General features: G+C 47.3%; 22 protein-coding genes. 6 read left to right on the top strand and 16 right to left on the bottom strand.

Annotated elements, in window-relative coordinates:
• The first annotated feature begins 295 nt into the window (after positions 1-295).
• Genes ribE through thiL form a run of 3 tightly spaced genes read left to right on the top strand, consistent with a single transcriptional unit; the run spans position 296 to position 2,273 of the window.
• Positions 296-769, top strand: coding sequence for a 6,7-dimethyl-8-ribityllumazine synthase (ribE, locus tag ACO05E_RS12310; RefSeq protein WP_419813230.1), 474 nt, complete (start codon positions 296-298; stop codon positions 767-769).
• Positions 770-774: 5 nt separating this feature from the next.
• Complete coding sequence (nusB, locus tag ACO05E_RS12305; RefSeq protein WP_419813229.1) at positions 775-1,272, top strand: transcription antitermination factor NusB; 498 nt, start codon at positions 775-777, stop codon at positions 1,270-1,272.
• A 35-nt stretch (positions 1,273-1,307) separates the two neighbouring features.
• Positions 1,308-2,273, top strand: coding sequence for a thiamine-phosphate kinase (thiL, locus tag ACO05E_RS12300; RefSeq protein ID WP_419813228.1), 966 nt, complete (start codon positions 1,308-1,310; stop codon positions 2,271-2,273).
• A 40-nt stretch (positions 2,274-2,313) separates the two neighbouring features.
• Here the strand turns inward: thiL and ACO05E_RS12295 are convergent, their stop codons facing one another.
• The 5 genes from ACO05E_RS12295 to dtd all read right to left on the bottom strand — a co-directional run bounded on the left by ACO05E_RS12295 (position 2,314) and on the right by dtd (position 8,359).
• A complete protein-coding gene (locus ACO05E_RS12295) occupies positions 2,314-5,490 on the bottom strand; it encodes an efflux RND transporter permease subunit (protein WP_419813227.1) in 3,177 nt (1,058 codons plus the stop codon).
• Positions 5,487-6,953 (bottom strand): efflux RND transporter periplasmic adaptor subunit, encoded by a 1,467-nt coding sequence (locus ACO05E_RS12290; protein WP_419813226.1) that lies wholly within the window; start codon positions 6,951-6,953, stop codon positions 5,487-5,489. The genes ACO05E_RS12295 and ACO05E_RS12290 overlap by 4 nt, the downstream gene beginning before the upstream one ends.
• Before the next feature lie 72 nt (positions 6,954-7,025).
• The gene (locus ACO05E_RS12285; protein WP_419813225.1) at positions 7,026-7,388 is read right to left on the bottom strand and encodes a hypothetical protein; all 363 of its coding nucleotides are present in this window, start codon (positions 7,386-7,388) and stop codon (positions 7,026-7,028) included.
• A gap of 104 nt (positions 7,389-7,492) precedes the next feature.
• Positions 7,493-7,867, bottom strand: a complete 375-nt coding sequence (locus ACO05E_RS12280) for a SirB2 family protein (protein ID WP_419813224.1) — start codon at positions 7,865-7,867, stop codon at positions 7,493-7,495.
• 57 nt (positions 7,868-7,924) lie between these two features.
• Positions 7,925-8,359, bottom strand: a complete 435-nt coding sequence (dtd, locus tag ACO05E_RS12275) for a D-aminoacyl-tRNA deacylase (protein WP_419813223.1) — start codon at positions 8,357-8,359, stop codon at positions 7,925-7,927.
• A 112-nt stretch (positions 8,360-8,471) separates the two neighbouring features.
• Between dtd and ACO05E_RS12270 the strand changes: the two genes are divergently transcribed.
• From ACO05E_RS12270 to ntrC, 3 genes are all read left to right on the top strand, one after another.
• Positions 8,472-8,996, top strand: coding sequence for a DUF4124 domain-containing protein (locus ACO05E_RS12270; protein ID WP_419813222.1), 525 nt, complete (start codon positions 8,472-8,474; stop codon positions 8,994-8,996).
• Between the two features lie 300 nt (positions 8,997-9,296).
• Positions 9,297-10,379: a nitrogen regulation protein NR(II) gene (gene glnL / locus ACO05E_RS12265; protein WP_419813221.1), complete on the top strand. Its 1,083-nt coding sequence runs from the start codon at positions 9,297-9,299 to the stop codon at positions 10,377-10,379.
• Complete coding sequence (gene ntrC / locus ACO05E_RS12260; RefSeq protein ID WP_419813220.1) at positions 10,376-11,818, top strand: nitrogen regulation protein NR(I); 1,443 nt, start codon at positions 10,376-10,378, stop codon at positions 11,816-11,818. Before glnL ends, ntrC begins: the two co-directional genes overlap by 4 nt.
• On the opposite strand, the gene ACO05E_RS12255 is transcribed toward ntrC, so the two are convergent.
• The 11 genes from ACO05E_RS12255 to ACO05E_RS12205 all read right to left on the bottom strand — a co-directional run bounded on the left by ACO05E_RS12255 (position 11,815) and on the right by ACO05E_RS12205 (position 23,831).
• Positions 11,815-15,396 carry a DUF6701 domain-containing protein gene (locus tag ACO05E_RS12255; protein WP_419813219.1) on the bottom strand — a complete coding sequence of 1,194 codons (3,582 nt, stop codon included), beginning with the start codon at positions 15,394-15,396 and terminating at the stop codon, positions 11,815-11,817. The two genes, ntrC and ACO05E_RS12255, sit on opposite strands and share 4 nt — an antisense overlap.
• Positions 15,393-15,848: a hypothetical protein gene (locus ACO05E_RS12250; RefSeq protein WP_419813218.1), complete on the bottom strand. Its 456-nt coding sequence runs from the start codon at positions 15,846-15,848 to the stop codon at positions 15,393-15,395. The genes ACO05E_RS12255 and ACO05E_RS12250 overlap by 4 nt, the downstream gene beginning before the upstream one ends.
• The gene (locus ACO05E_RS12245; protein ID WP_419813217.1) at positions 15,838-16,656 is read right to left on the bottom strand and encodes a PulJ/GspJ family protein; all 819 of its coding nucleotides are present in this window, start codon (positions 16,654-16,656) and stop codon (positions 15,838-15,840) included. The genes ACO05E_RS12250 and ACO05E_RS12245 overlap by 11 nt, the downstream gene beginning before the upstream one ends.
• Positions 16,656-17,180: a type IV pilus modification PilV family protein gene (locus ACO05E_RS12240; RefSeq protein ID WP_419813216.1), complete on the bottom strand. Its 525-nt coding sequence runs from the start codon at positions 17,178-17,180 to the stop codon at positions 16,656-16,658. The genes ACO05E_RS12245 and ACO05E_RS12240 overlap by 1 nt, the downstream gene beginning before the upstream one ends.
• Positions 17,158-17,637 carry a GspH/FimT family pseudopilin gene (locus tag ACO05E_RS12235; protein WP_419813215.1) on the bottom strand — a complete coding sequence of 160 codons (480 nt, stop codon included), beginning with the start codon at positions 17,635-17,637 and terminating at the stop codon, positions 17,158-17,160. The genes ACO05E_RS12240 and ACO05E_RS12235 overlap by 23 nt, the downstream gene beginning before the upstream one ends.
• Positions 17,638-18,120 (bottom strand): type II secretion system protein, encoded by a 483-nt coding sequence (locus ACO05E_RS12230; RefSeq protein ID WP_419813214.1) that lies wholly within the window; start codon positions 18,118-18,120, stop codon positions 17,638-17,640. It abuts the gene before it with no gap.
• A 38-nt stretch (positions 18,121-18,158) separates the two neighbouring features.
• Positions 18,159-18,791, bottom strand: a complete 633-nt coding sequence (locus ACO05E_RS12225) for a hypothetical protein (RefSeq protein ID WP_419813213.1) — start codon at positions 18,789-18,791, stop codon at positions 18,159-18,161.
• Positions 18,792-18,891: 100 nt separating this feature from the next.
• Complete coding sequence (locus ACO05E_RS12220; RefSeq protein ID WP_419813212.1) at positions 18,892-20,106, bottom strand: type II secretion system F family protein; 1,215 nt, start codon at positions 20,104-20,106, stop codon at positions 18,892-18,894.
• A gap of 15 nt (positions 20,107-20,121) precedes the next feature.
• The gene (locus ACO05E_RS12215; protein WP_419813211.1) at positions 20,122-21,828 is read right to left on the bottom strand and encodes a GspE/PulE family protein; all 1,707 of its coding nucleotides are present in this window, start codon (positions 21,826-21,828) and stop codon (positions 20,122-20,124) included.
• A 3-nt stretch (positions 21,829-21,831) separates the two neighbouring features.
• Positions 21,832-22,932, bottom strand: coding sequence for a tetratricopeptide repeat protein (locus tag ACO05E_RS12210; protein WP_419813210.1), 1,101 nt, complete (start codon positions 22,930-22,932; stop codon positions 21,832-21,834).
• Positions 22,929-23,831, bottom strand: coding sequence for an ExeA family protein (locus ACO05E_RS12205; RefSeq protein ID WP_419813684.1), 903 nt, complete (start codon positions 23,829-23,831; stop codon positions 22,929-22,931). Before ACO05E_RS12205 ends, ACO05E_RS12210 begins: the two co-directional genes overlap by 4 nt.
• Positions 23,832-23,838: the final 7 nt, after the last annotated feature.

Genomic DNA, 23,838 nt, shown 5'->3' with positions numbered 1-23,838 from the left:
CAAATTCGATTCCCAAGCATATTTATTTCGAGCGACACGCGGTAAATACATCCATGTACGCTCGGCTACCGCATCCCTGCGGTAGACGGTCGCCTGAAATAAATATCCTTCGGAATCTTTAACACCAGACAATGCAAAAAAGTTTAGCGTTGTCAGCTGCAGTATAAGGTTATTACCAGCAGACCTTGCGATGACAGGATGTCATCGAAGAGCCTACAGGGATGTATTCACGGCGTGTCTGTCGGTAATGACCTTGTACTGCAGCTTTAGAATTTATTTGAACGAGAGTAAAACCATGAGCTTAGAAATTATCGAAGGTGATTTAACTCCAAACGACGGTAAATACGCCATTGTAGTAGGTCGTTGGAATGCATTTGTTGTCGAGAGCCTGTTAGAAGGCGCAGTAGATTCTTTAACCCGCCACGGTGTGGATATTGAAAACATCACTGTTATTCGTGTTCCGGGTGCCATGGAAATTCCTCTGGCAACTAAAAAAGTAGCCGACAGCGGTAAATACGACGCCATCATCACTCTGGGTGCGGTTATTCGTGGTGGTACACCACACTTTGAATACGTATCGGCTGAGTGCACCAAAGGTCTGGGTCAGGTTTCTCTGCAGTCCGGCATTCCGGTTGCGTTTGGTGTACTGACGGTAGACTCCATCGAACAAGCGATTGAGCGTTCTGGTACCAAGGCAGGTAACAAAGGTGAAGAAGCAGCAATGTCCGCCTTTGAAATGGTTAACCTGATCAAAGCTCTGGAGGCGTAAGCCTGATGTCCAGCACTTCCAATCAATCCGCCCAGGGAAACCACCCTGGCGGTAAAAAATCCAGCCCGGCCGCTCGTCGTAAAGCACGACGTTTTGCCGTACAGGCCATTTACCAATGGCAACTGGCTGGTGCTAACCTGGCTGCCATTGAAGCTGAGTTCCGTACCGATAACGACATGAGTAAAGTGGATCTGGAATATTTCCACGATATCCTGCATGGCGTGCCACGCGAAAAAGCCGATCTGGACAAAAAGATTGAGCCTCTGCTGGATCGTCGCTTAGACGAACTGACTCCGGTAGAACTGGCTATTTTACGTCTGGGTGCCTACGAAATGATGCACCGTATCGACGTGCCTTATAAGGTAGTCATCAACGAATCAGTTGAGTTGGCCAAAACCTTTGGCGCAACCGACGGCCATAAATACGTTAACGGTATTCTGGATAAATTAGCCCAGCGTGATCGTATGGTCGAAATTCGTGGTAACAAAGGCAAAAAGTCCTGAGCTTTCACCACTGACGTTGAAGAGCAGTACTGATTATGAGCAAAAAAACGGATGATGTTTTATCAACCAACATCGGCGAGTTTGAATTAATTCGCCGGTTTTTTTGCTCTGATTTCCCCTCCTCCCCCGACACCGTTATTGCCATTGGTGATGATGCCTCCGTCGTAAAACCACCGCCGAATACTGAGCTTGTTCAGAGTATTGATACGCAAGTGGCCGATGTGCATTTTCCAGCCACAGCTCCGGCTCATTTAATTGCGCAACGCGCGCTGCGCTGCGCTGCTAGTGATTTAGCAGCGATGGGAGCAACACCTCAGGGGTTTCATTTAGCACTGACTTTGCCTGAATCGAATGCACACTGGTTAGCGGATTTTTCCGACGGATTAAAAAAAGCTGCCCATGAATTACAAATTGCGTTAATTGGTGGTGATACTACGCGCGGCAAACAGCTAGTGATCTCAGTGGCGGTGCAAGGTTGGCTCGCATTAGATTCAAACAGCACTAGCCAAGCCTTAACACGAAGTGGTGCACAAGCCGGTGATGTCATTTATTGCTCCGGCCCAATTGGTGCTGCGGCACTGGCTTTGCCTCAGGTACTTCACAACCCAGCTGATATTTCTGGCTTTGCCCAGGCTTATTATTTTCCTAAGGTGCATTTATCTCTTGGACAAAAACTTCAGGGAGTTGCCAGCAGCTGTATGGATATTTCCGACGGCTTATTACAGGACGCTGGACATATTGCCCGAGCATCTGGCTTAACATTGGAAATTGATCCGGAAAAAATCCAATGTGCCGACCCACAACAAAAACAGCAATGCCTGACCGGCGGTGATGATTATCAGTTGTTATTTACCAGCTCAAATCCAGATACCATCGCGGAACTGCAACAACAATTCCCGGCCGTACATCAGATCGGCGTCTGTAAAAAAGGCCCGACAGGTGTGATCCTGACCGGGCCTTCTTCAGAAATAACCGCCACATCCGGATTCAGTCATTTCTGATCTCCCGATGCTGATTCGAGGGGCTGTTTCATTAGTTGGGTTATTTAGAATATTGCTTTAACGAAGCACTACGCCATAAATAATAAATCACCGGCAACACAACCAGAGTCAGTAACAAGGCACTGACCGTCCCTCCAACCATAGGCGCAGCAATCCGGCTCATTACTTCTGATCCGGTGCCATCTGAGTGCAGTACGGGCAATAAACCAATTGCAATAGTAGCAACTGTCATGGCGATAGGACGCAAACGCAGTCCTGCTCCCTGAATAACCGCTTGTCGTAGCTGTGCTTTTTCTAAACATCGCTTCTCTGTTTTCGCCTGCTTTAGCGCTTGCTGATAAGCCTGATTTAAATACACCAGCATAATCACACCAATTTCAACAGCAACACCGGCCAGAGCAATAAAGCCAACGCCAACGGCGACAGAAAAATTAAAACCCAGCCACCACATTAGCCACAAACCGCCTACCAGTGATAATGGTAGCGTCAGTAAAATCATCATCACTTCTGGTATACGACCAAAACTCAAAAACAATAAAATGGTGATAATCGACAAGGTTAACGGCACCACATAACTCAATTTTTGTTCTGCCCGGAGCAGGTATTCGTATTGCCCAGCCCAATTGATCGAGTAACCGGGTGGTAAATTTATGGTTTTATCACTCAGCGCTGTTGTGATCACCTGTTGTGCTTGCTGAACATACTGCCCCAAATCAACATCCTGAAGATCAATAAACAGCCAGCCATTAATCCGGCCATTTTCACTTTTGATCATCGCAGGGCCAGGTTTGATAGCGATATCAGCAATTTCAGCTAAGCGTATTACCTGCCCGTGGTCTGTAATAAGTGAAAGATCGTTTAATGTCGCTACCGAATTACGATAACCTTGAGGGTAACGCACGCTGATGGCATAACGTTCCAGCCCTTGAATGGACTGGTCAATGGCACGGCCACCCACGGCAGTGGCTAAAATTTGTTGAACGGCTTCCAGGCTCAAACCATATTGTGCTGCCCGAACACGGTCGATATCGATGTGTAAATAACGCCCACTGGCAGTACGTTCAGCATAAACAGAAAGGGTTCCGGGCAGAGGCTTGATGAGCGCTTCAATCTGTTCGCCAATTGCCTGAATCGTGGCAAGATCATCTCCGGCAATTTTAATTCCAACCGGTGTTTTAATACCCGTAGCCAACATATCGATACGGGTTTTTATCGGCATTACCCAGGCATTGGTTAACCCGGGAAACTGAACCCGTTGGTCAAGCTCCTGCCGTAACTTTTCAGCAGTCATTCCAGAGCGCCACTGTTCTTTCGGCTTAAATTGGATAAAGGTTTCAATCATGGTTAACGGTGCCGGATCCGTTGCCGTTTCAGCCCGGCCAATTTTACCAAAGACATTTTTGACTTCCGGAACAGAACGAATCAGCTTACCGGTTTGTTGCAGAATCTGACGGGCTTCACCAATACTCAGGCCCGGATAGGTGGTTGGCATGTACATTAAGTCACCTTCATCCAAAGGTGGCATAAACTCTGATCCCAGCTTTTGCAGTGGATAAAACGCTGACACTGCAATCAGACTAACCAGTAACAGCGTTGTTTTTGGCCAGTTCAATACTTTATCTAACACCGGCAGGTAAGCACTGACCAGCAGCCGGTTTAACGGATTATGTTGTTCGCTACGAATATTTCCTGTTACCAGATAACCCAGCAATACCGGAACCAGAGTGATGGCTAAAATCGCTGCAGCTGCCATAGCATAGGTTTTGGTAAAAGCTAACGGCGAAAATAACCGCCCTTCCTGAGCTTCCAATACAAACACCGGCAAAAAACTCAGGGTAATAATCAGCAGACTGAAAAATAATGCCGGGCCCACTTCCTGACAGGATTGAGCAACCAGCTGCCAACGTTTTTCTCCACTAATAGCTGGATTTTTTTCCAGATGTTTATGCAGATTTTCAGTCATCACAATGGCACCGTCGACCATGGCTCCAATAGCAATCGCGATACCACCTAACGACATGATATTGGCATTAAGTCCCTGCCACTTCATCAGAATAAACGCGGCCAGAATACCTAACGGTAAACTGAATAAAATCACCAATGAAGAACGGAAGTGTAATAAAAAAGCGGCGCATACCAATATAACAGCAAGAAATTCTTCAGATAGTTTTTGCCATAAATTATCCACAGCTGATTCAATTAATTCAGCCCGATCATAAACCGGTATAATTTCTACCTGATCTGGCAAAGACGCCTTAAGTTGCCGAAGCTTTTCTTTAACCCGCTGAATCACCGCCTGGGCATTTTCGCCATAACGCATGACAATAATGCCACCCACCACTTCACCCTCACCGTTTAACTCAGCAATGCCCCGGCGCATCTCCGGCACTTCCCGAACGGTGGCAATATCTTTGATCAACAACGGGAATTGGCGCGCTGATTGGTCTGCCCGACTCATATCCATAGAAAAAGGCAAAGGAACATTTTCCAGCTCGGTTATCGTACGGATATAGCCACTGGCATTGACCATATATTCCGCTTCTGCCTTTTCGATCACTGAAGCACCAATCTGTTGATTCGCCTGCCGGATTGCCATGATGACCTGATTCACTGACAGTTGATGAGCGATTAATGCTGCTGGATTCAGTTGTACCTGATATTGTTTGACCATACCTCCCAACGCAGCAACTTCCGAAACACCTTCAACAGTCTGTAGCTCAAACCTCAGCAACCAGTCCTGTAAACGCCGTAACTCAGCCAAATCGGTCTGCCCACTACGATCCGTTAATGCATAAATAAATACCCATCCTACCCCCGTTGCATCAGGACCGAGCTGAAGTTGCACACCGCCCGGTAACTGGCCGGATAGCTGACTCAGGTATTCAAGTACCCGACTCCGTGCCCAGTACATATCAGTGTCATCATCAAAGATAAGGTAGACATACGAATCACCAAAAAAAGAAAAACCACGCACAACCTGTGCTCCCGGAACGGCCATTAATGCCGTTGTCAGTGGATAGGTGATCTGCTCCTGAACCACCTCCGGCGCCTGACCGGGATAGCTGGTTTTCACTATTACCTGCACATCAGATAAATCCGGAATAGCATCCACTGGGGTATGTTTGACTGCATATAGTCCCAGCAGCACTAATATTAAGCTGAGTAATAAAACCAGTACCCGGTTCTTAACCGACCATAAAATAATACGGTGAATCATGGAGTAGCCTCCTCAGCGATAAGCTGAATATCAACCACACAAAAGTCACCATCATCCAGTGCTGCCAGTTTTATTCTCAGAAGCTGGCTCCAGTTATTCAGATCCGGAGTAACGTTTTCAAGAATCGCAGGATCCAGTGCCAGATGAAAATTTTGCCGCATCGCAGGCCAGCTCCATTGTGCAACCCCCTGATGCTGCACATCGAGCCGACCGCTATTACTCAGCTTAACTTTCCCATTAAACCAGATAATGTCTTGCTCAGAAGAAGGGTAAAAACGCAGCAAGTCCGAGTCGATAGAAGATTCAGAATCCAACAAAAACTGCCCGCTGGTGACAACTCGATCTCCGGCACTAAGCCCTGCCAGTATTTCTGTTTTTTGACTATAGCCATTAACTCCCGATTGTGACTCTCGTCCAACATTGACAGCCACAGATTTAAACGTTCGGGTCTCGTGATTTTCATCCGTCAACGCCAGCACCACACGTTGTTGTATGCCATCATCAATAATCGCTTGGGAAGGTATCTGCAGCACATCATCCAATTGCTGCTGCAGCATTAATGTTAAATAATCTCCCGGACGCCAGCGCTGCTGCGGATTATTCACATTGAAGCGTAACGTTTGCGTACGGTCGGTATTCAATAACGGAGATAACAGTACCGAATCCGGGTTAATATCCAGTTCCTGTTCGATGGGATGTAATACTCGAACCGTCAGGTTCTCAAGCGAGACCAGTGGTTTTGTTAATTGTATTTCCAGCCAGACAGATGACAAATCCGTTATTGTCAGAACCTGCTCTCCCCGTTTAACCTGCCGACCTTGTGGTAAATTCCAAGCGCTGATAATTCCAGCGTGTTTTGCAACAAAACGGATATGTTCGTGCACTACCCGGTTACGAGCGAGCTTCTGAATCCAGCCTTTTGGAAGTTTATAAGTCTTTAATTTATTCCGTGCCGCTGAAATTAACGCAGGCTCACCATCAGCTAAAGCAACCAGAAATTCTTCCTGAGCCACAACCAGATCGCGGCTGTAAAAATCAAACAATGGCTGCCCGGCTTTAACGGCTTCTCCTGTTGCAAAAACATAGGCTTTTTCAATCCAGCCATCAGCGCGTATCTGGAAATATTGCTGGTTTTGATTATTCATTTTGATTTCAGCAAACACCGACTGGGCCGACAACCAAGGAAGACGCTCTGCCGTCGCAGTCGTAACCCCCATCTGACTTTCTACTGCGGCAGATATAGACACCTCACCGGGTGAGCGGTTTTCTTCATAAACCGGTACCAATTCCATTCCCATCGGTGATAAACCCGGCTGGTCACGCCTGAAATCCGGGTCCATGGGAGCCACCCAATATAATGGCTGTTTTTCATTCCCGGGCGAGCTGTTTACCGAGGGTTTTAACCACCAACTGGTTACAGCACCGATACCGGCTGCCAATACAACAAATGCAATGATTTTCATAATGCGCTCAATACAAACAATAAACGACTTACAGCAATACAAACTGCGAATTAAAGACGGTCTTTGGGTGTATTAAGCGAAAATAGGAGGTCGCTGGAGTGATTCCAGACGCTTGAGAGGGGAAGCAAGGGACGACATCTGGACTTCAAAATGCTGCAGTCCCGACAAGGCTAATGGTAAATCCAGTGTTATCGCAAAGCTGGAGCAACTGCCGTTACAACAACTGCAATCACGTTCACATTCAAGTTTGATAGCGGACTGTTCGGAGCTGGGGTCGGTCACCTCAGTACGATGACAGGAAGGAAGATCATCAGTAAGCTGTTCGGCCTGATGGATGTTTTCTGTTAATAACGACTGCGCAGCCATCAGTGACTGACTGTTAGAAGTCAGCAACACAACAAATATCAAGACATAGCGCAGCAGGTTATTCAACATACGGTAACCAAACCAAGAGCCAAACAGTTTAATCTGATCTCATTGTAATCTGAGTCTGGATTCACAGGAAAGTTCAGAATTGTAAATCCAGCCCAGATGAAAACTCAGAGCACTGCCAACCAGGACAAAACACTGTGGGCTTTTGCCGCGCCAAAGATATAAGCAAAACAAATCAGCGCACCAATAAATGCCGGCCAGCTGCCGCGTTTAATAGCACCGATACCAAAACCAATATACCCCAGCAAACCAACTACTTTAGCAGCGATCCACCAGTCAACCACCGGACTGCCCCATACATTGTGCAGCAATAACAATGCAAAAATCAGCAATAGGCTATCAATAATATGCGGCAGAATTTTCAGCAGTTTATTAGTGCGCAACACGGGTTTGGCTGAAAATAAAAAGAAGCGAATTACGAACAATAAAATGCTCAGGTAGGCAAACCCCATATGGGCGCCCCGTAATGCGGAATATTCCATCAGTTTTCTCTCATCATTATTAAAATCATTATGGACACGCGGACTTTCAATAAACCATTAAACTTCGAGCCAGAATGTCACCGGCCCATCATTACACAACGACACCTGCATATCAGCCCCAAAGCGTCCGGTTTGGGTGGTAACCTGCTGTTGCGCCTGTGCAACCACATAATTGTATAAGCGTTCGGCTTCATCCGGTGACCCGGCCGAAGAAAAGCCTGGACGTAATCCTTTTTGTGTTTCGGCGGCCAGGGTAAATTGCGAGACAACCAGCAGCTGCCCCTGAATATCCAGTAAACTGTTATTCATCTTGCCATTGGCATCGCTGAAAATGCGGTAATTTAATACCTTGTGCAGCAGCTTATCGGCTTTCTGCTCATCATCACCTTTTTGCACACCCAACAGCAGCAAGATGCCCTGATCAATCTTACCTGTGACCGTATCATCCACCTCAACCCGTGCATGGATCACACGCTGAATCAAACCAATCATAAACGGTGCTCTCTTTTACATTATTTAGATCTGTGTCGCTGGCGCAGCATACGCGTTAGGTATTACTATTGAAATCACTATCATCATGAACCGACCTGGCCGGATACCCATTATGAATCGCTTCGCTCTTGTTTCACTGTCTGTTTCAGTACTGCTGTCTGCTTCCGCTGCGGTTGCGACCGATGTGTATATGACCCGCGATAAGGACGGTAATGTTACCTTCAGCGATCAGCCATCGCAGGGCTCGGAAACCCATAAAGTGAAAGCGTTACCCAGTATGCCGGCTTTTGTTGCACCTGCGGCACCAGAAACGCCAGAGCCTGAAGAAGAGCCCACCATTAGCTACACCAGCTTAGGCATTATATCGCCGGTCGATGGCACCACTATTCCTACCGGAGCCGCAGGTAATGTTGCGATTAATGGTGTGTTATCACCCGGCTTGCAACAAGGCCATAGGGTTGAGTTACTGAACCGCGGGGTTGTGGTAGAGACTGGTAGCAGCACACATTTCACACTGGAATATATGGATCGGGGTGAGCACCAGTTACAGCTACGGGTGGTGGATAACAAAGATCAGGTGCTGATTAGCTCCAACACCGTAACGCTTTACGTCAAACGTACCTCGGTTGGTCGCTAACCGATTAAGCTAGGGCCTGTTAACAAGCCCTAGCTAATAAACAACTGAGCTTGTTCCTTTCTCTGATTTTCAGCACCCACACTCGCACCATAAAAATACAAAACTTATTAAAACCGCACAAAATAAGTGCAAAATGTCTTAATATTATAAAATTCCGCTCATCTTAAACGCACAACAAGCCAGTCTCAGCGCTATTTTTGTGCACAATATCAATATGGCTTAGTTTTTGCTGATAACGGGTGTAATCAAATCGTTCAGGACATCACAGGCCATCTGTCACCTGAACCCGGGAGAAAAACCATGCTGGCCAGCCCCATCATTAATCAACGCTTACTGGAACACCTGAATACCGGTGTTGTGCTGCTGGACGCCGACCTGATGGTGACCTATATGAATCCGGCCGCCGAAGCGCTGCTGGAGATGAGTGACAAGCGTGGTATGGGGGTGCATTTTTCAGAGCTGGCGGACGAATCTCCGGAAGCCAAAGCCGCACTGGAAAGTGCCATTATTAATGGCACTTCGTTCACTAAACGTGAAGCCAGCATCATGCTGCATAACCAGCATCAGGTGACGCTGGATTACAGCGTCAGCCCGGTTTCTCACCCAGAGACCCGCCTGCCGACCTTATTAGTAGAAATGTCCGGCCGAGATCGCCTGATGCGCATCAGCCGCGAAGAACAGTTGATCGCCAAACAGGAAACCACCCGTAATCTGGTGCGGGGCCTGGCTCATGAAATCAAAAACCCGTTAGGCGGCATTCGGGGAGCGGCGCAATTACTGGAACGGGAACTGCCGTCAGTCGATTTAAAAGAATATACCGAAATTATTATTGAAGAAGCCGATCGCCTGCGCGATCTGGTGGATCGTTTATTAGGCCCACGTCAGATTCCGAAAACAGAAGAAGTGAACATTCACGAAATTCTGGAGCGCGTATGCCAGCTGGTCAGTGTTGAATCTGAACATAGCATTAAGATTGAACGCGACTACGACCCATCGATTCCGGAATTAGTCGCTGATAAAGGTCAGATCGTTCAGGCGATGTTAAATATCTGCCGTAATGCGATGCAGGCCATGCTGGAAGCGGAGCCACCGATCCCGGTACCGACACTGAAATTACGTACCCGCACCGTGCGTCAGTTTACCATTGGCCACCTGCGTCATCGCTTAGTGGCGCAAATTGATATTCGTGATAATGGCCCGGGCATTCCTGCCAAGCTGCAGGAAAATTTATTTTACCCGATGGTAACGGGTCGTCCGGAAGGCACCGGCCTCGGGCTCTCCATTTCACAATCTATTATTAATCAGGTTAATGGCATTATCGAAGTCGATAGCCAACCTGGAAACACCCTTTTCTCAATTTATTTACCATTGGAATCCGTATGAGCACTGTCTGGATTATTGATGACGACAAATCCATTCGCTGGGTCTTGGAAAAAGCGTTGGCCCAGGCCAACATCAGCACCCGGGTTTTTGAACAGGCGGAACCGGCATTAGCGCAGCTGAAGCGTGAACACCCAGACGCTATTATTTCAGATATTCGCATGCCGGGCATGGACGGCCTGACCTTACTGCGTGAAGCCAAAGAAGCGCACCCGCAGTTGCCGGTGATTATTATGACGGCTCACTCCGATCTGGATAGTGCGGTATCGTCTTATCAACAAGGGGCTTTTGAATATCTGCCAAAGCCGTTTGATGTCGATGAAGCGGTTGCTCTGATTCAGCGCGCGATTGATCATTTTGCTGAATTAAATGCACAACAACCGGAATCGGAAGAAGATAAAGAAGACACCGAAATTATTGGTGAAGCACCGGCAATGCAGGAAGTTTTCCGTGCCATCGGCCGTTTATCACAATCCAATATCACGGTACTGATTAACGGTGAATCCGGTACCGGTAAAGAGCTGGTCGCCCACGCATTACACAAGCACAGCCCGCGCTCTGCCGAACCTTTTATTGCGCTGAATATGGCCGCCATTCCCAAAGACCTGATTGAGTCGGAATTATTCGGCCATGAAAAAGGCTCCTTTACCGGTGCAGGCGGTCAGCGTCGTGGCCGGTTTGAGCAAGCCAATGGCGGAACCCTGTTTCTGGATGAAATCGGTGATATGCCGGCTGACACGCAAACCCGATTATTGCGGGTGTTAGCCGATGGCGAATTTTACCGCGTCGGTGGTACCACGCCGGTTAAAGTGAACGTTCGGATTGTGGCAGCAACGCACCAGGATTTGGAAAACCTGGTAAAAGAAGGCCGCTTCCGGGAAGATTTATTCCACCGCTTAAATGTTATCCGGGTTCACCTGCCACGTCTGGCGGAACGTCGTGAAGATATTCCGAAATTATTAACCCACTTCCTCAAGCGTGCTGCTGAAGAGTTAGAGGTGGAAGTCAAAACCCTGAAGACCGAAACCGAAGATTATTTATCCTCGCTGGATTGGCCGGGCAACGTGCGTCAGCTGGAAAATATCTGCCGCTGGATTACCGTCATGGCTTCTGGCCGGGAAGTATTAATCAGCGATTTACCACCAGAATTAATGCAACAGGAAAGTGGTAATGTCAGTGGCGGTAACTGGGAACAGGCGCTGCGTTACTGGGCAGACCAGCAATTAAGCGCTGGAGTGGTGGGTTTATTAGATACCGCGGTTCCGGCATTTGAACGCATTATGATTGAAACCGCCTTAAAGCATACCGCTGGTCGCCGTCGTGATGCTTCCAACCTGCTGGGCTGGGGACGTAATACCCTGACCCGTAAAATCAAAGAGCTGGAAATGGATGTCGACGGTCATCCGGAATCCGATGGTGAAGACGATAGCGAAGTGCATTAATTAGTAACTTCACGCCAGAAGATAACCCGATCGTTCCCCCGATACTGACCAAAAGTAATCGTAGCGTTCGGGTTTTCTTCATAATCATTGGCATCACCGTTGGTTCCATATTCGGTGGTTAACCAGGACGGAGCCTGATATTCCACCGTTAATACGCCACTATTGCCCACGCCCGGGGCATCGTATTGAATAAAGCCAACACCGGCATTAATTCCCTGCTGTACACTGCGGTTAAGCGCCGCCAGCGCCCCTGTTGTGGTTAGTGGTGGCGTGGTCGCCTGAAGGGTGTGACAGGCATTATCATCGGTATTCACAATAAAGCGGTTACCATCAAAATAGCGCGCTTCAACCCGCTGACTGAGTGGCATGGTCTCGGGGCCAAAGGCATTGGCTAAAAATAAGGAACCAAAGCGAACATCCGTGCTGCCTAATATTGCCGCCGTACAGCCATTCCCCGAACAACTACCTGTGGTTGCGGCGTTCATCGTTAAATCTGTTAACGCAGCATCATCATCGGATAACTGTAATCCCAGCTGCAAATTCTGATATGGGCCATCCGGGCCGGATAACACACGGTTGAAGGCAATATCGCTATCAGTGTAACTGGCCAAACCATTAATCCAGCCAGCCTGATTAAGATTATCCACATTTGCTAAACGACCTCCCAGATTCGAGCCATCGTTATCATTTTCTGCCACCAGAGTGATATTCGTGTCCTGTGCAAAACTCCCGGTGTAATTATTTACCCGCACAGAAGCTGTATTCAGTGCTTCCACTGAAAACTGAACCTCCAGCGCATCCTGCCCCATATAACTGAAGTTGTTATTACAAGCCGAATTAATCATTGGTGTATTAGTCAGGCGGAAAGCTGCCGGATAAAAACGGCCAATATTAGTGAGGCGAAATGGCGCTAGCGATACACCAAAATAGCTTGCCGGGTTAGAGGCCGGATTCGTCAGAAAATTAAACACCCCCACTTCATCGACACTTTGGCTGAAATCAGCCTGACCATTGTCACTGTCGCTGATATCAACAGTCGCCGTCGATATCGCACCAACGCTCCCTCCAGCTGGCGCCACTAATTCATGCGCCAGATTTACACGACCAATAAACTGATCCGCGGTTGCACCATTGCTACACTGAGCCGTTGCCGTCATGGTGAAAGACTCTCCCGCGGCCTGAAAAGCACTGCACGTCGCGTTGGCAGAACTGCAGTTACTGCGACTATCACTAATCGCCAGCTGAATTCGATCCGGTGATACCACAAAGCTACCAGTTGAAGTGCGGATATCATCCGGTAACGGCGCTGTGCCATAAGGTGCATCGTCATGCAGAAAATGCAGCGCCTGAATCTGAGCACTATTGGCATAGCCAACGGAAATATCAGCGACACCTGAGTTAAAAGTCAGCGTCAGATTATTTGCCGAAGGAACCGCATTGCTATTGCCTTGTGCCGTTATGGTGCTGCTGTTCACCACCAATGGAGTATTGTCAGATTGATTACCACTCATTGACGGGTCGGTATCTGTTTCAAACCAGGCTTTAAAATCTTTATTGCCGGCAAATCCGGTCAGCAACTGGCACGGTGTTCCCTGGGTGTCTTCACCAATGGCTAACAAACGAAAAGAGGTCGAATTGCCACAGGCAAAACTGGCAGGAGAAGCATCGTTATTCGCGGCATCCGTAACTCTGAAGCCTGAAGTGCGGAATTCAGTTACATCGGTAGAAGTTGAGGTGACACCAGCAACGGTATCTTCAGCAACAACGGCTAATGCCGTATTTTCATTTTCATGATAAAGATAAACCGATGTTTGCCCCATTTCACTGCCATCTAAGGCGACACTGGTTATGGCACTCCCACCACTGGCCGCTGAAAAAAACTGACTCAGGCTATTTTCATTGGTAGATAAATTAATACTGCCAGCATAATCATCTTTAATGGTTGAACCATCATCACATATGGCCTGAATCTGAATCGGCACCCGGGAGAACGGACATGCCAAAGCATGATCCGGCTGTGACATCTGAAAAGATCCCAGCGTACAACTGCTGATATTACATAAACCACCAAAATCAATGGCAGAGATGGTAGCCGGTAAATAATTAATCTGGGTGTTATTGCCAATGGTCACTGTAGAACCGGACACAGCTCCGTATAAAAATGAATTCTGTCCGATATTTAAACGGACTCCAGAATACACCACACCACTGATGGTTGAATTATTAGACAGTGTCAAGTCGCCATAGCTGTATAATAAAAATTGAGAGGCATCTCTTGGGCTGTTTGCGGCCGCAGCATTGGCTAATAATCCCTGAGGAATGCCTACGTTATTTTCGACAAACATACGAACCGTTCCCTGGCCGATTACATTAATAGTATTATTGCCTCCCAACGTCAGGTTACGAATCCAGTAATTACCAGCGACCAGGTTTAAAATGGTGTTATTCCCGGTCACTAGGCGGTCAATATAAAAGTCACTGCGTCCGGTAAATGTTCCGATCAGAGAATTATTTCCAACTGAAATGGTGCCGTACTGATCGGTAACACCACCAATCGCAATATTGCCATTATTACCCGTCGTTACATCCACCGGACTCACCGCTGGTGTACGATCAAGACCGGCCTGAAAAGCACCAATATTAAAAGCCGTTGCCGGAACCAAACTGGCGCTACAGGCTCCGGTATCACAACTACTATTAGTCCCTGAAATAATTGCCGTCGTATTTAAAATATTATCCGGACTGCCGCGTAATTGAGCATTATTACCAAAAGTAATCGTGCCGTTTGAGGCATGACTACTGATGCCGTCGGGGAAACTGTCACTGCATGACACTTCTCCGGCACAAGGGCGGGTTGTGGTTCTTAGTTCCTGTATATCGCTGTTACTCAGTACCTGATTAAAAATATACACTTCATCAATATCGCCATCGAAGTTGCTGCCATTAATATCTTCATGGCTGGCAATACGTAAGGCATCATTATTTTGTCGGGAAAACCCGATAAAACTTTGTGTCGCGGTTGAAGCACCATTCAGATAAATCTCACCACGCACACTCAGAAAACCACTCTGGGTCAGGATAACCACCACATGATTCCAGTCTCCGACATTAATGGTTGCCCCACTGTTAATCGTTCGCTGAATACCAAAAAAAGCGCTTAACCAACGCCAGCTGATTCTTCCGGAAGTATCAATATGTATTTCATAGTTATCATCTTTTGCCAGCACGGTTTTTAAACCGGATGTCGGAAGTGCATCAGGGCGGAACCAGACGGAGATCGCATACGTATTGCTAAAATCCAGAAAATTACTGTCCTGGATGGCGACAAACTGATTATTGCCATCAAATTGCCCATAACGGCAACTGCCAAGGCTGATATCACCAATTGCCGGGTTGTCTGGTTCACTATCAACGCCATTAAAGGTGGTGCCATGCAGGTTATTGCCCGAGCTGTCCAGAACTTCACCCGCAGAGCCATTGTAGTTATTTTCATCAAACCGGTAATGAGCAACCGGATTGGGTAAGGCAAGCGCTAACACGGGAAAGCACAGTAATAATAACCAACCAAAACGCTTCATTTTACCCGTACCTCAACGGTTCGTTGTGAGTTTGTTCCGTCACATTCACCGCGACTGCTCAACGTGCAATAAGTATCGCCATTAATCACCAGGCTATCATCACAGCTCACCACAGCACGACAGGCGGATAACCCTGATACATTGGTAAAGCTGATATCAGTCACACCACTACAACTGCAAACCGGGGTATCCAGCACCTGAATTAATGACAGCTGCACACCACTTTCTGCGGCATAAAAAGCGCGACTGGAAAGCAATGAAGCAACATAAGAACGACTGCCGGTTTCCACTAAGCGGTTTACGGCCACCGCAATCAAAGCCAGAATCACAATAATAAAAATAGCCACCGGCAGGCTGAAGCCGCCGGATTTTTTTAATGAAGACTTTTGTAACGAAGTCTTTTTTAACGAAGCCTTTTTTAACGAAGACAGTCGGCTGAATTCAGGGAACATTACGTAACTGAACCTCCTGAGCAATCGCGACTGATTCATTACGAGGCGAGGTAATGACCATACTGACACGAACGACCGCATTGCGTTGCAGCTGAGCCGGTGTTAATTCAAACGCCAGACTGCCCGGTTGCAGACTATTACCAATCACCTGACGCTGATTCGCCGCCGGTGGCAATGAACTGCGGCTGTTGCTATGAAAACCATAATCAAAATAACGCCAGACAAAGCCATTGCTGTCTTCACAAAAAGCTACCGGCTGTGTGGTTAAATAAAATCGCCGGGTGGGTGAATCCGTAGGAAATTGCACACTGCTAGCCCCATCAAAGGTTACCTGTTGAACACCCGCTGGAGCTGGTGCCGGCGCAGCTGCAATATTTGCCTGAACCTGGGTCACGGTATTGCTACTGGTGTTATAGACGGCGTTACTGCTGCTAGGATACACAGACACATACCCCCGATTAACACCACTTAATAACGGAATAATCTGAAAACTGTTAGCAGGGCCAGCTAATGGCACCGACAGGTATTCAGAACTGTTAATTGCCGGCACAAACTCCAGACAGCTGTTACTGCCGTCATCAAAAATACGCACGCTATTAGGCAAAGCTGAACGAATTTCCCGCGAAATACGTTCACTGATCACATTAGCTGTGGTCGCCAGATTTAATCGCTGTGATGAGGAAACCAGAGTATCCGATGTTTGAGCAATAAAGGTGGTGATACCTACTGCCAGAATGCCGGAGATCACAATCACCATTAATAATTCAATCAGGGTAAAGCCATTTCGTTCGAATACCCGCTTAGCCATCAGAAATTTCCTCTGAAAGCGCTGAACAATAATTGTTGTCCGGTGGGCGAGGTAATTTGCAGAGTAATTAACTTGCTATTAACCAGGCCACCAGTGTTGCCCGCTGCATCGGCACACGTCACTGTAACTGCAGCCTGATATCCCACATAACTGGTGGGTACTGTGCTATCTAAAAACCGGGCCTGTTCATTTAAACCGTGATAATCATCCACATCGTCAAATAAAATACGGCTGGTTTCATCGGACTCATTACCAGAAATAGCACAACCGGAAACAGCACCGCCTTCTATCGGAGAGTTCTCCTGAAACCGCATCGCAATAATTTCATCTAAATAGGCCTGAGCTAGCTGAGTGGCTTTGCTCTGCCACATTGGATCGGCACTGCGGCCAGCCGATAACGAGAAACTACTGAGCAATGCCGTTAGCGCAATCGAAATAACCACAATACTGATTACCAGCTCGACCAGAGTAACCCCTCGGCTACGACGCCGGGCCGGATGACTATAAAACGCAGTTCCCTTCATAGGCATACCCTGCTGAGCTGATACAAATTTCCCGGCTACGATTATCATCTACCACACATATGCGGGTATTCTGACCTGAAACCAATGACCCCTGGCCATTAAAAGAAAGAGTTAAAGAAGCATTACTCAATGCTGAGCATGCAGCAGAAAGGTTAGTGCCAAAACGAATCTGTTCATTACCGGCATCCAGTAAAATATTCAGTCCATCGCCTCCCAGTACCTGAAAATTCCATTGATCACCGGAACGATTAACCTGCATCTGCACATTACTGGCTGAAGATTGGGCAAAGGCGGTTTGCTGGGCCAGCCGTGCACTAGCTAATAACTGATTAACAATGGCACGACCGGAATACGATTGACGATCAGCAAACCGCGAAGCGGCGAAGGTGCTGACAATTCCAAGAATTACCAGCACCATAATCAGTTCTACTAATGTAAAACCTTTCGCCTGCTGCAATTAGCAACCACCGGTTACAGCAACAACAGTGGGTGCCGTAATAACGGGAGGTGTTGCACCAGATGCCGTGGCGGCAGTGTAAGTAACCTGACATTGACTACCAGCTGCCGGTGTAAATCCGGTAATAGTAAATACACCGTTTGTATTGGTATAGTCTGCCGCTAAAACCTGAGCAGCCAAAGCAATACTGGTGGTTGTTGGATAACCATTACTCATGGCGATCGCAGTCCCTTCCAGGGTTACATTAGCATTATTAGCAAGCCCTTCTGCCAACTGTTGTGCATGAGCAATATTGGCAGCTGAACGTAGTGCTCCAGCTAAACCATTAATACTGGCTGTACGGGCCTCTCCACCTAAATCAGCAAACCGGGGTAATGCAAAAGCGGATAAAACACCCAAAATCACAATCACCATAATCAGTTCGATTAATGTAAAACCCGCCTGCTTTTTCGAGGTTGGTAGTTTTGCTGTGTATCGTTTCATTGTGCAACTCCTGCTCGTCATTATCGCACTTACGTATTTTATAAAATACGCCAGATTACACGACCATTATTGGGGTCGTATTCAATCAACCGAATGGTATCATTCAGATTCTGTTGGCCTTCATGGCTCATGTAATAACGGCAACGTCCCTGCTCTGCGTTGGCATAAAACTCAGCAGAGCCGTTATCAGCAGAAGCACGCAGTGCTTCGTTTATTCCTTCTTTTGTTACATCTGTTGCATCGCCAGCAATTGTACGATCTGAGGCAATGCTTAATGCAAGCACTTGTGGTGCTGCATCAATTAATAAATTTCGCCAGAAACGACTACACCCCTCTGCAGTGATGGTGCTGTATCGTCGGTTACTATCGACTGGCAGTGGCCACCCTTTTTTCGACATACGCAGGCCACCATAAGTTTCCAGCGTTGATGGCCTGCCGTTGACCAGCCATTTTTCCCGAGCGCGTAACACCGCAGAATGTAACCCAATGTTAACGGCTTTCAGGCGTGTATCCCGGGCCTCGTCAACCATATTAAAAAACACGGGTAACACCACAATCAGTAACAGTGATAACACCAGTAAAGCCAGTGTTATCTGCATCAGGCTAAAGCCTGCTGAGCCGCTATGGTGAACGGATCGGATACAACGAATGGCTGATCTTTGTTGTTCCATAATCACTGATTTAATCCTAGTTCAGTTCAGTCTGTAGTGCGGCTTCTGTTACCAAACAAAACAAATATTCTGATACATAAATGACCTTTATTAACTGACTTTAGCGTACTGCGGAACTCAGCTGCCAGATTGGCAGGAAAACGCCCAGTGCCAGTATCAGCACTAAAACGCCCATAAACGCCAATAATATCGGCTCAATCGCATCGGCCAGCTGTTTTAATTCGTAGTCCACTTCTTCTTCATAAAAGTCAGCCACATCATTTAATAATTTATCAATGGAACCGGTTTCTTCGCCCACCGACATCATCTGTAACACCAACGGGGTAAACAGGCCTGTCGCTGATGCGGTATTGGTTAACCGATCACCGCGCTCAATCCCGGCCATCATGCTGTTCACTGCTGCACCAATAAAACGGTTGCCAACACTGTCGGCCACAATCGACAAACACTGAAGAATAGGTACTCCTGCAGTCATCATCATGGCGAACGAACGTGAAAAACGAGACAAAGCAATACGTTCAAAAATACTGCCAACCAACGGAATTCTGAGTTTTTTCTGATCCCACCATAAAGCACCCTGGCCTGTCTTGCTGTAACGGCTAAAAAAGGTAAAAAATGCAATTAAGCCAGCCAGTAACAGATGCCACCAGGCCTGCATAAAATCTGAAACAGCAATCAGTATCTGAGTAGCAAAAGGCAGATCCGCTCCTAATTTACTGAAAACACCGGTAAAATTCGGGATCACAAAAATAGTGATAATCACTAATGCAATAGCCATCGCGGTGATTACCATAATGGGATAACGCAGGGCAGCTTTAACCCGTTTTTTGGTTTCTCGTTCCATCTCCAGATGCGACACCAGTTTAAGCAGCGCATCATCCAGATTACCCGTGGTTTCACCAATATGAATCATGCTGATATAAATGGGGGAAAACACATCAGGGAACTTGCGGAATGCTGATGCCATATCGGAACCTTCGACCAGAGAATCTGAAATCCCCGTCAGTATCTGTTTAATTTTCTGGTTATGGCTGGATTCAGCCAGCCCGGTCAGCGCGCGAATAATCGGAATACCAGCCCGGGTTAGTGCGTATAACTGACGGGTCAGTAAAATCAATTCATCCGCTTTTATTTTTTCTGAAAATAACCGGATAGGCTGGCGCTCGATGGATTGTTGCTGTGTCCCCTCCGTCAGCCCGGTGGGGGTAATTCCTTGTTGCTGCAACATTGCCAGCGCGGCATTTTCATTGGCAGAGCTGATACTGCCTTCTACTTTTTTGCCACGGGAATCACGGCCCTGGTAAATAAAATCCATCACTGTTACCCCGCTTTATTCTTCCAGAGTGGCCGAAACACGGAAGACTTCATCCAGCGAGGTCACCCCCTGGCGGGCATAATCCAGCGCTGATAACGCCAATGGCCGGAAATTCGGGCTATTGGCCGCCGCCTGTGCAAAACCTTCATTATCTTTTAGTCTCAAAGACGACAACATCGCTGGTGTTACTTCTAATAATTCGTAAATACCAATTCGCCCCTGATAACCGGTGTTATGACAATGATGGCAACCACGCCCTTCGATATAAGCCTGTTCTTCCGCGCCACTTTCCAGTGAACGAAGCCAGGTTTTTTCTTGCTCTTCGGTAACGTGTGGTTGCTGGCAATGTGGGCATAAGCGTTTAATTAATCGTTGTGCCATCACCGCTCTTAGTGAAGACGCCACCAGATAATGATCAATTCCCATATCCATTAACCGTGCCGCTGCTGAAGCGGCGTCATTGGTGTGCAGTGTTGATAACACCATATGGCCTGTCATCGCCGCACGCAGACCAATTTCGGCAGTTTCCTGATCACGCATTTCCCCTACCAGTACAATATCCGGGTCTTGCCGCAAGGCAGCACGTAAAACCGTGGAAAATTCCAGCCCGACCTTGCTGTTAACCTGTACCTGATTCACCCGGGGCAAACGGTATTCAATTGGATCTTCCGCCGTGATAATTTTTTTCTCAGGCGTATTTAATGACGTCAGCGCAGCATATAAGCTGGTTGTTTTACCACTACCCGTGGGGCCGGTAACCAGAATTAAACCGTGTGGCCGATGAATTAAATATTCAAATCGTTGCTGAATTTTCTCCGGCATTCCCAGTGCCTGCATATCAAGAATGCCAGCACTCTGATCCAATAAACGCATCACGACCGATTCACCAAACTGTACCGGCATGGTGGATAAACGCACATCAATACTGCGTTGACTGACACGAATATTAAAACGCCCATCCTGAGGCAAACGCTTTTCAGAAATATCCAGACCCGACATAATTTTCAGGCGAGAAACCAGCGCAGAGGCAACGCGTCGCTCTTTTACTACCTGCTCCTGCAACTCACCATCAACCCGCAAACGAATACGTAATTGTGACTCTTCTGGTTCAATATGAATATCAGAGGCTTTTACCTGAACTGCATCTTCGAACAAACTCTGTAATAAACGAACCACCGGCGCTTCGCTGGTATCAGACGACAATGCCATCTCGCTGATATCAAAGTCGCTGCTTTGTAATTCACCTTCCAGTTCACCAGCGATGCTCGCCATTTCTCCCTGACGGCGATAAACCGAATCGAGAATAGACAACAGTTCCTGTTCACGCACAAACGCTGGCATTACAGGCCGTTTTAATACACGCTGCAAATCATCAATGGTCATCAGATCCATCGGATCGGCCATGCCCACTAATAACCCGGCACCCTCTTCAGCCAGTACTACACAGCGAAAACGCCGGGCCTGAGTTTCTGGCAGAGACTGAATTAAATCCTGACGTAATTTAAATCGCGCCAGATCAACAAATGGATAATTAAAATGGTCGGATAATGCCTGCAGTAACTGGTCTTCTTGAATAAAACCCAACTCAGTAATCGCCCGGCCAATTTTTTTGCCGGTTTTCTTCTGTTCTGATAACGCCTGCATCAGCTGATCTTCACTGATCAGGCCTTTTTCCATTAATAAGTCACCAATACGGACTTTTTTTCGGGGTTGTAATTCCATGGACTACCTCAGATCTGCCCGCTTCTGTTCCAGCCACTGACGCTGTGAAGCCGACAAGGTATAACGATTCAGTACTTCGGAAAGCACGGCCAAAGCTTGTGCTGCTTGTTGGTTTTGCTCCAGAGCAGAGGCCATAGCCACCGGCCAGTCGGCTTTTTCCGGCTGCAGCTGAATTAACTGCTGATAACTGGCAATGGCATCATCGTAAGCTCCGGCCATATGTAACCCCGGAGCCAGCGTTGCCAGCCAGGTAAGATCGCTAATGTTCTGGTGCTGTTGATAAAAACTCAGAAAACGAGAAAAGTTTTGCTGTTCCAGATAAATCCTTAATTGATGACTAAGGGCTTTATTCCGAATGTCATTATTGAGGTCATCACGCTGCAACAATCGCGTGTTTATTTTTTCAGCTTTCTGCCACTGGCCAAAGCGCATGGCATTTTTTACCTCCAGATATTGATCGCGAACTTCATGGCCGTCGCGATTCACCTGCATATGGGCTTGTGGCTTATCAGCAGCTGCAACCACAACTTCAGGTACTGTAACTATTGCTTCTTTTATATTGGCTGCTTTTATTTCAGGCTCAGAATCGGTTTTTACCAATAGCTTGGATGCTTCATTCTCTGAAGTGTCAGATGCTTTATCTTCTGGCACCTCTGCTACTTCAGATACATGAGTTTCTGTTAGCTGAGTTTCTGCAATCTGAACTTCTGCTAGTTGGCTCTCAACGACCTCAGGGGTTTCAGTTAACCCGGAATTTTCTATCTGTTCGGTGATTTGTTTTAACTCAGGCGGTTCGGTGACAACCGGTATTAACGCTTCCGATTCAAAAGCAACTTGTGGCTTAATTTCCGGAATCGACTGATAGTTGAGTTTAACGACCTTATTGTTGGCTGATTCAGTCTCTGGTGTCGCAAGCTGATTCCAGCCCACGTACCCAGCCACAGCAATCCCAAGCGCAGCAACACCCGTTAATACCGCTCCCCATCCGGATAACGCTGAAAGACCTGTGCTTTTGGGTTCGGATAAAATAAAGGCTTGTGGAACAACCGGTTCTTGCTGCTCGCGCTGATCAATGTCTTTTAAAACCTGATGCACCAGACTCATAGACACACCACAGCTGTTACAGCCAGTGCCAGTAAATAAGGCCAACGCCGAACTTTGGCGGGCTCACGATAGGAAAACTCAGTATCTTCAATGGCCAGACTGACGTGGCGTACATCAAGGCGCTGAACCCCGGCACCATAACCCACCAATAAAGCTTTACTGGCAATCACATTAACCAAACGCGGAATGCCTTGTGTAGCCTGCCATAAGTGTTTAATCGCTTTATTACTAAATACCGGCAAACCGGTATACCCGGCCAGACACATGCGCTGCTGCAGGTATAAGCCAAGACTTTCATCATCGCATAACGGATTGAGGCGAGAAGAAGAAGTAATGCGTTGATACAACTGGCGCAGTTCCGGGCGAGCTAACATGGCATCCAGTTCTGGCTGACCAAACAGAACGATTTGAATCAGTTTTTGTTTTTCCGTTTCTAAATTAGAAATTAACCGTAGCGCTTCCAGCGTTTCGACTGGCATGGATTGCGCTTCATCAATAATCAGCACTACCTGATGCTGATTTTTTGCCTGTTGTAATAAAAAGTCTTCAATATCGGCGCGTAACTGGGCTGGGTCACCGTTATGTTGATACTGAATTTCCAGCTCACGGGCGATAGCCTGCCACAGGCCTTGTGGGTCAACTGCCGGATTCGGCACATAAGCCGTATGAAAACCTTTATGGTCGAGTGTGTTTAATAAACGGCGGCATAGCATGGTTTTTCCGGTGCCAACTTCACCGGTGATTTTTATAAAGCCTTCCCCCGAAGATAAGGCGTACACCAGCATATCAAAGGCTTTGCGCTGGCTGGGTAAGTCAACATAAAAATCGGTATTGGGAGTCAGGCCAAATGGTGCCTGAGACAAACCATAAAAACGCGAGCAGGAGTCGGCCAGTTGCATTACTTCC

Source organism: Bacterioplanoides sp. (assembly GCF_965226395.1).
Taxonomy (GTDB): domain Bacteria; phylum Pseudomonadota; class Gammaproteobacteria; order Pseudomonadales; family Oceanobacteraceae; genus Bacterioplanoides.
The sequence above is the reverse complement of the archived record's forward strand: the minus strand, read 5'-3'. Positions and strand labels throughout refer to the sequence as shown.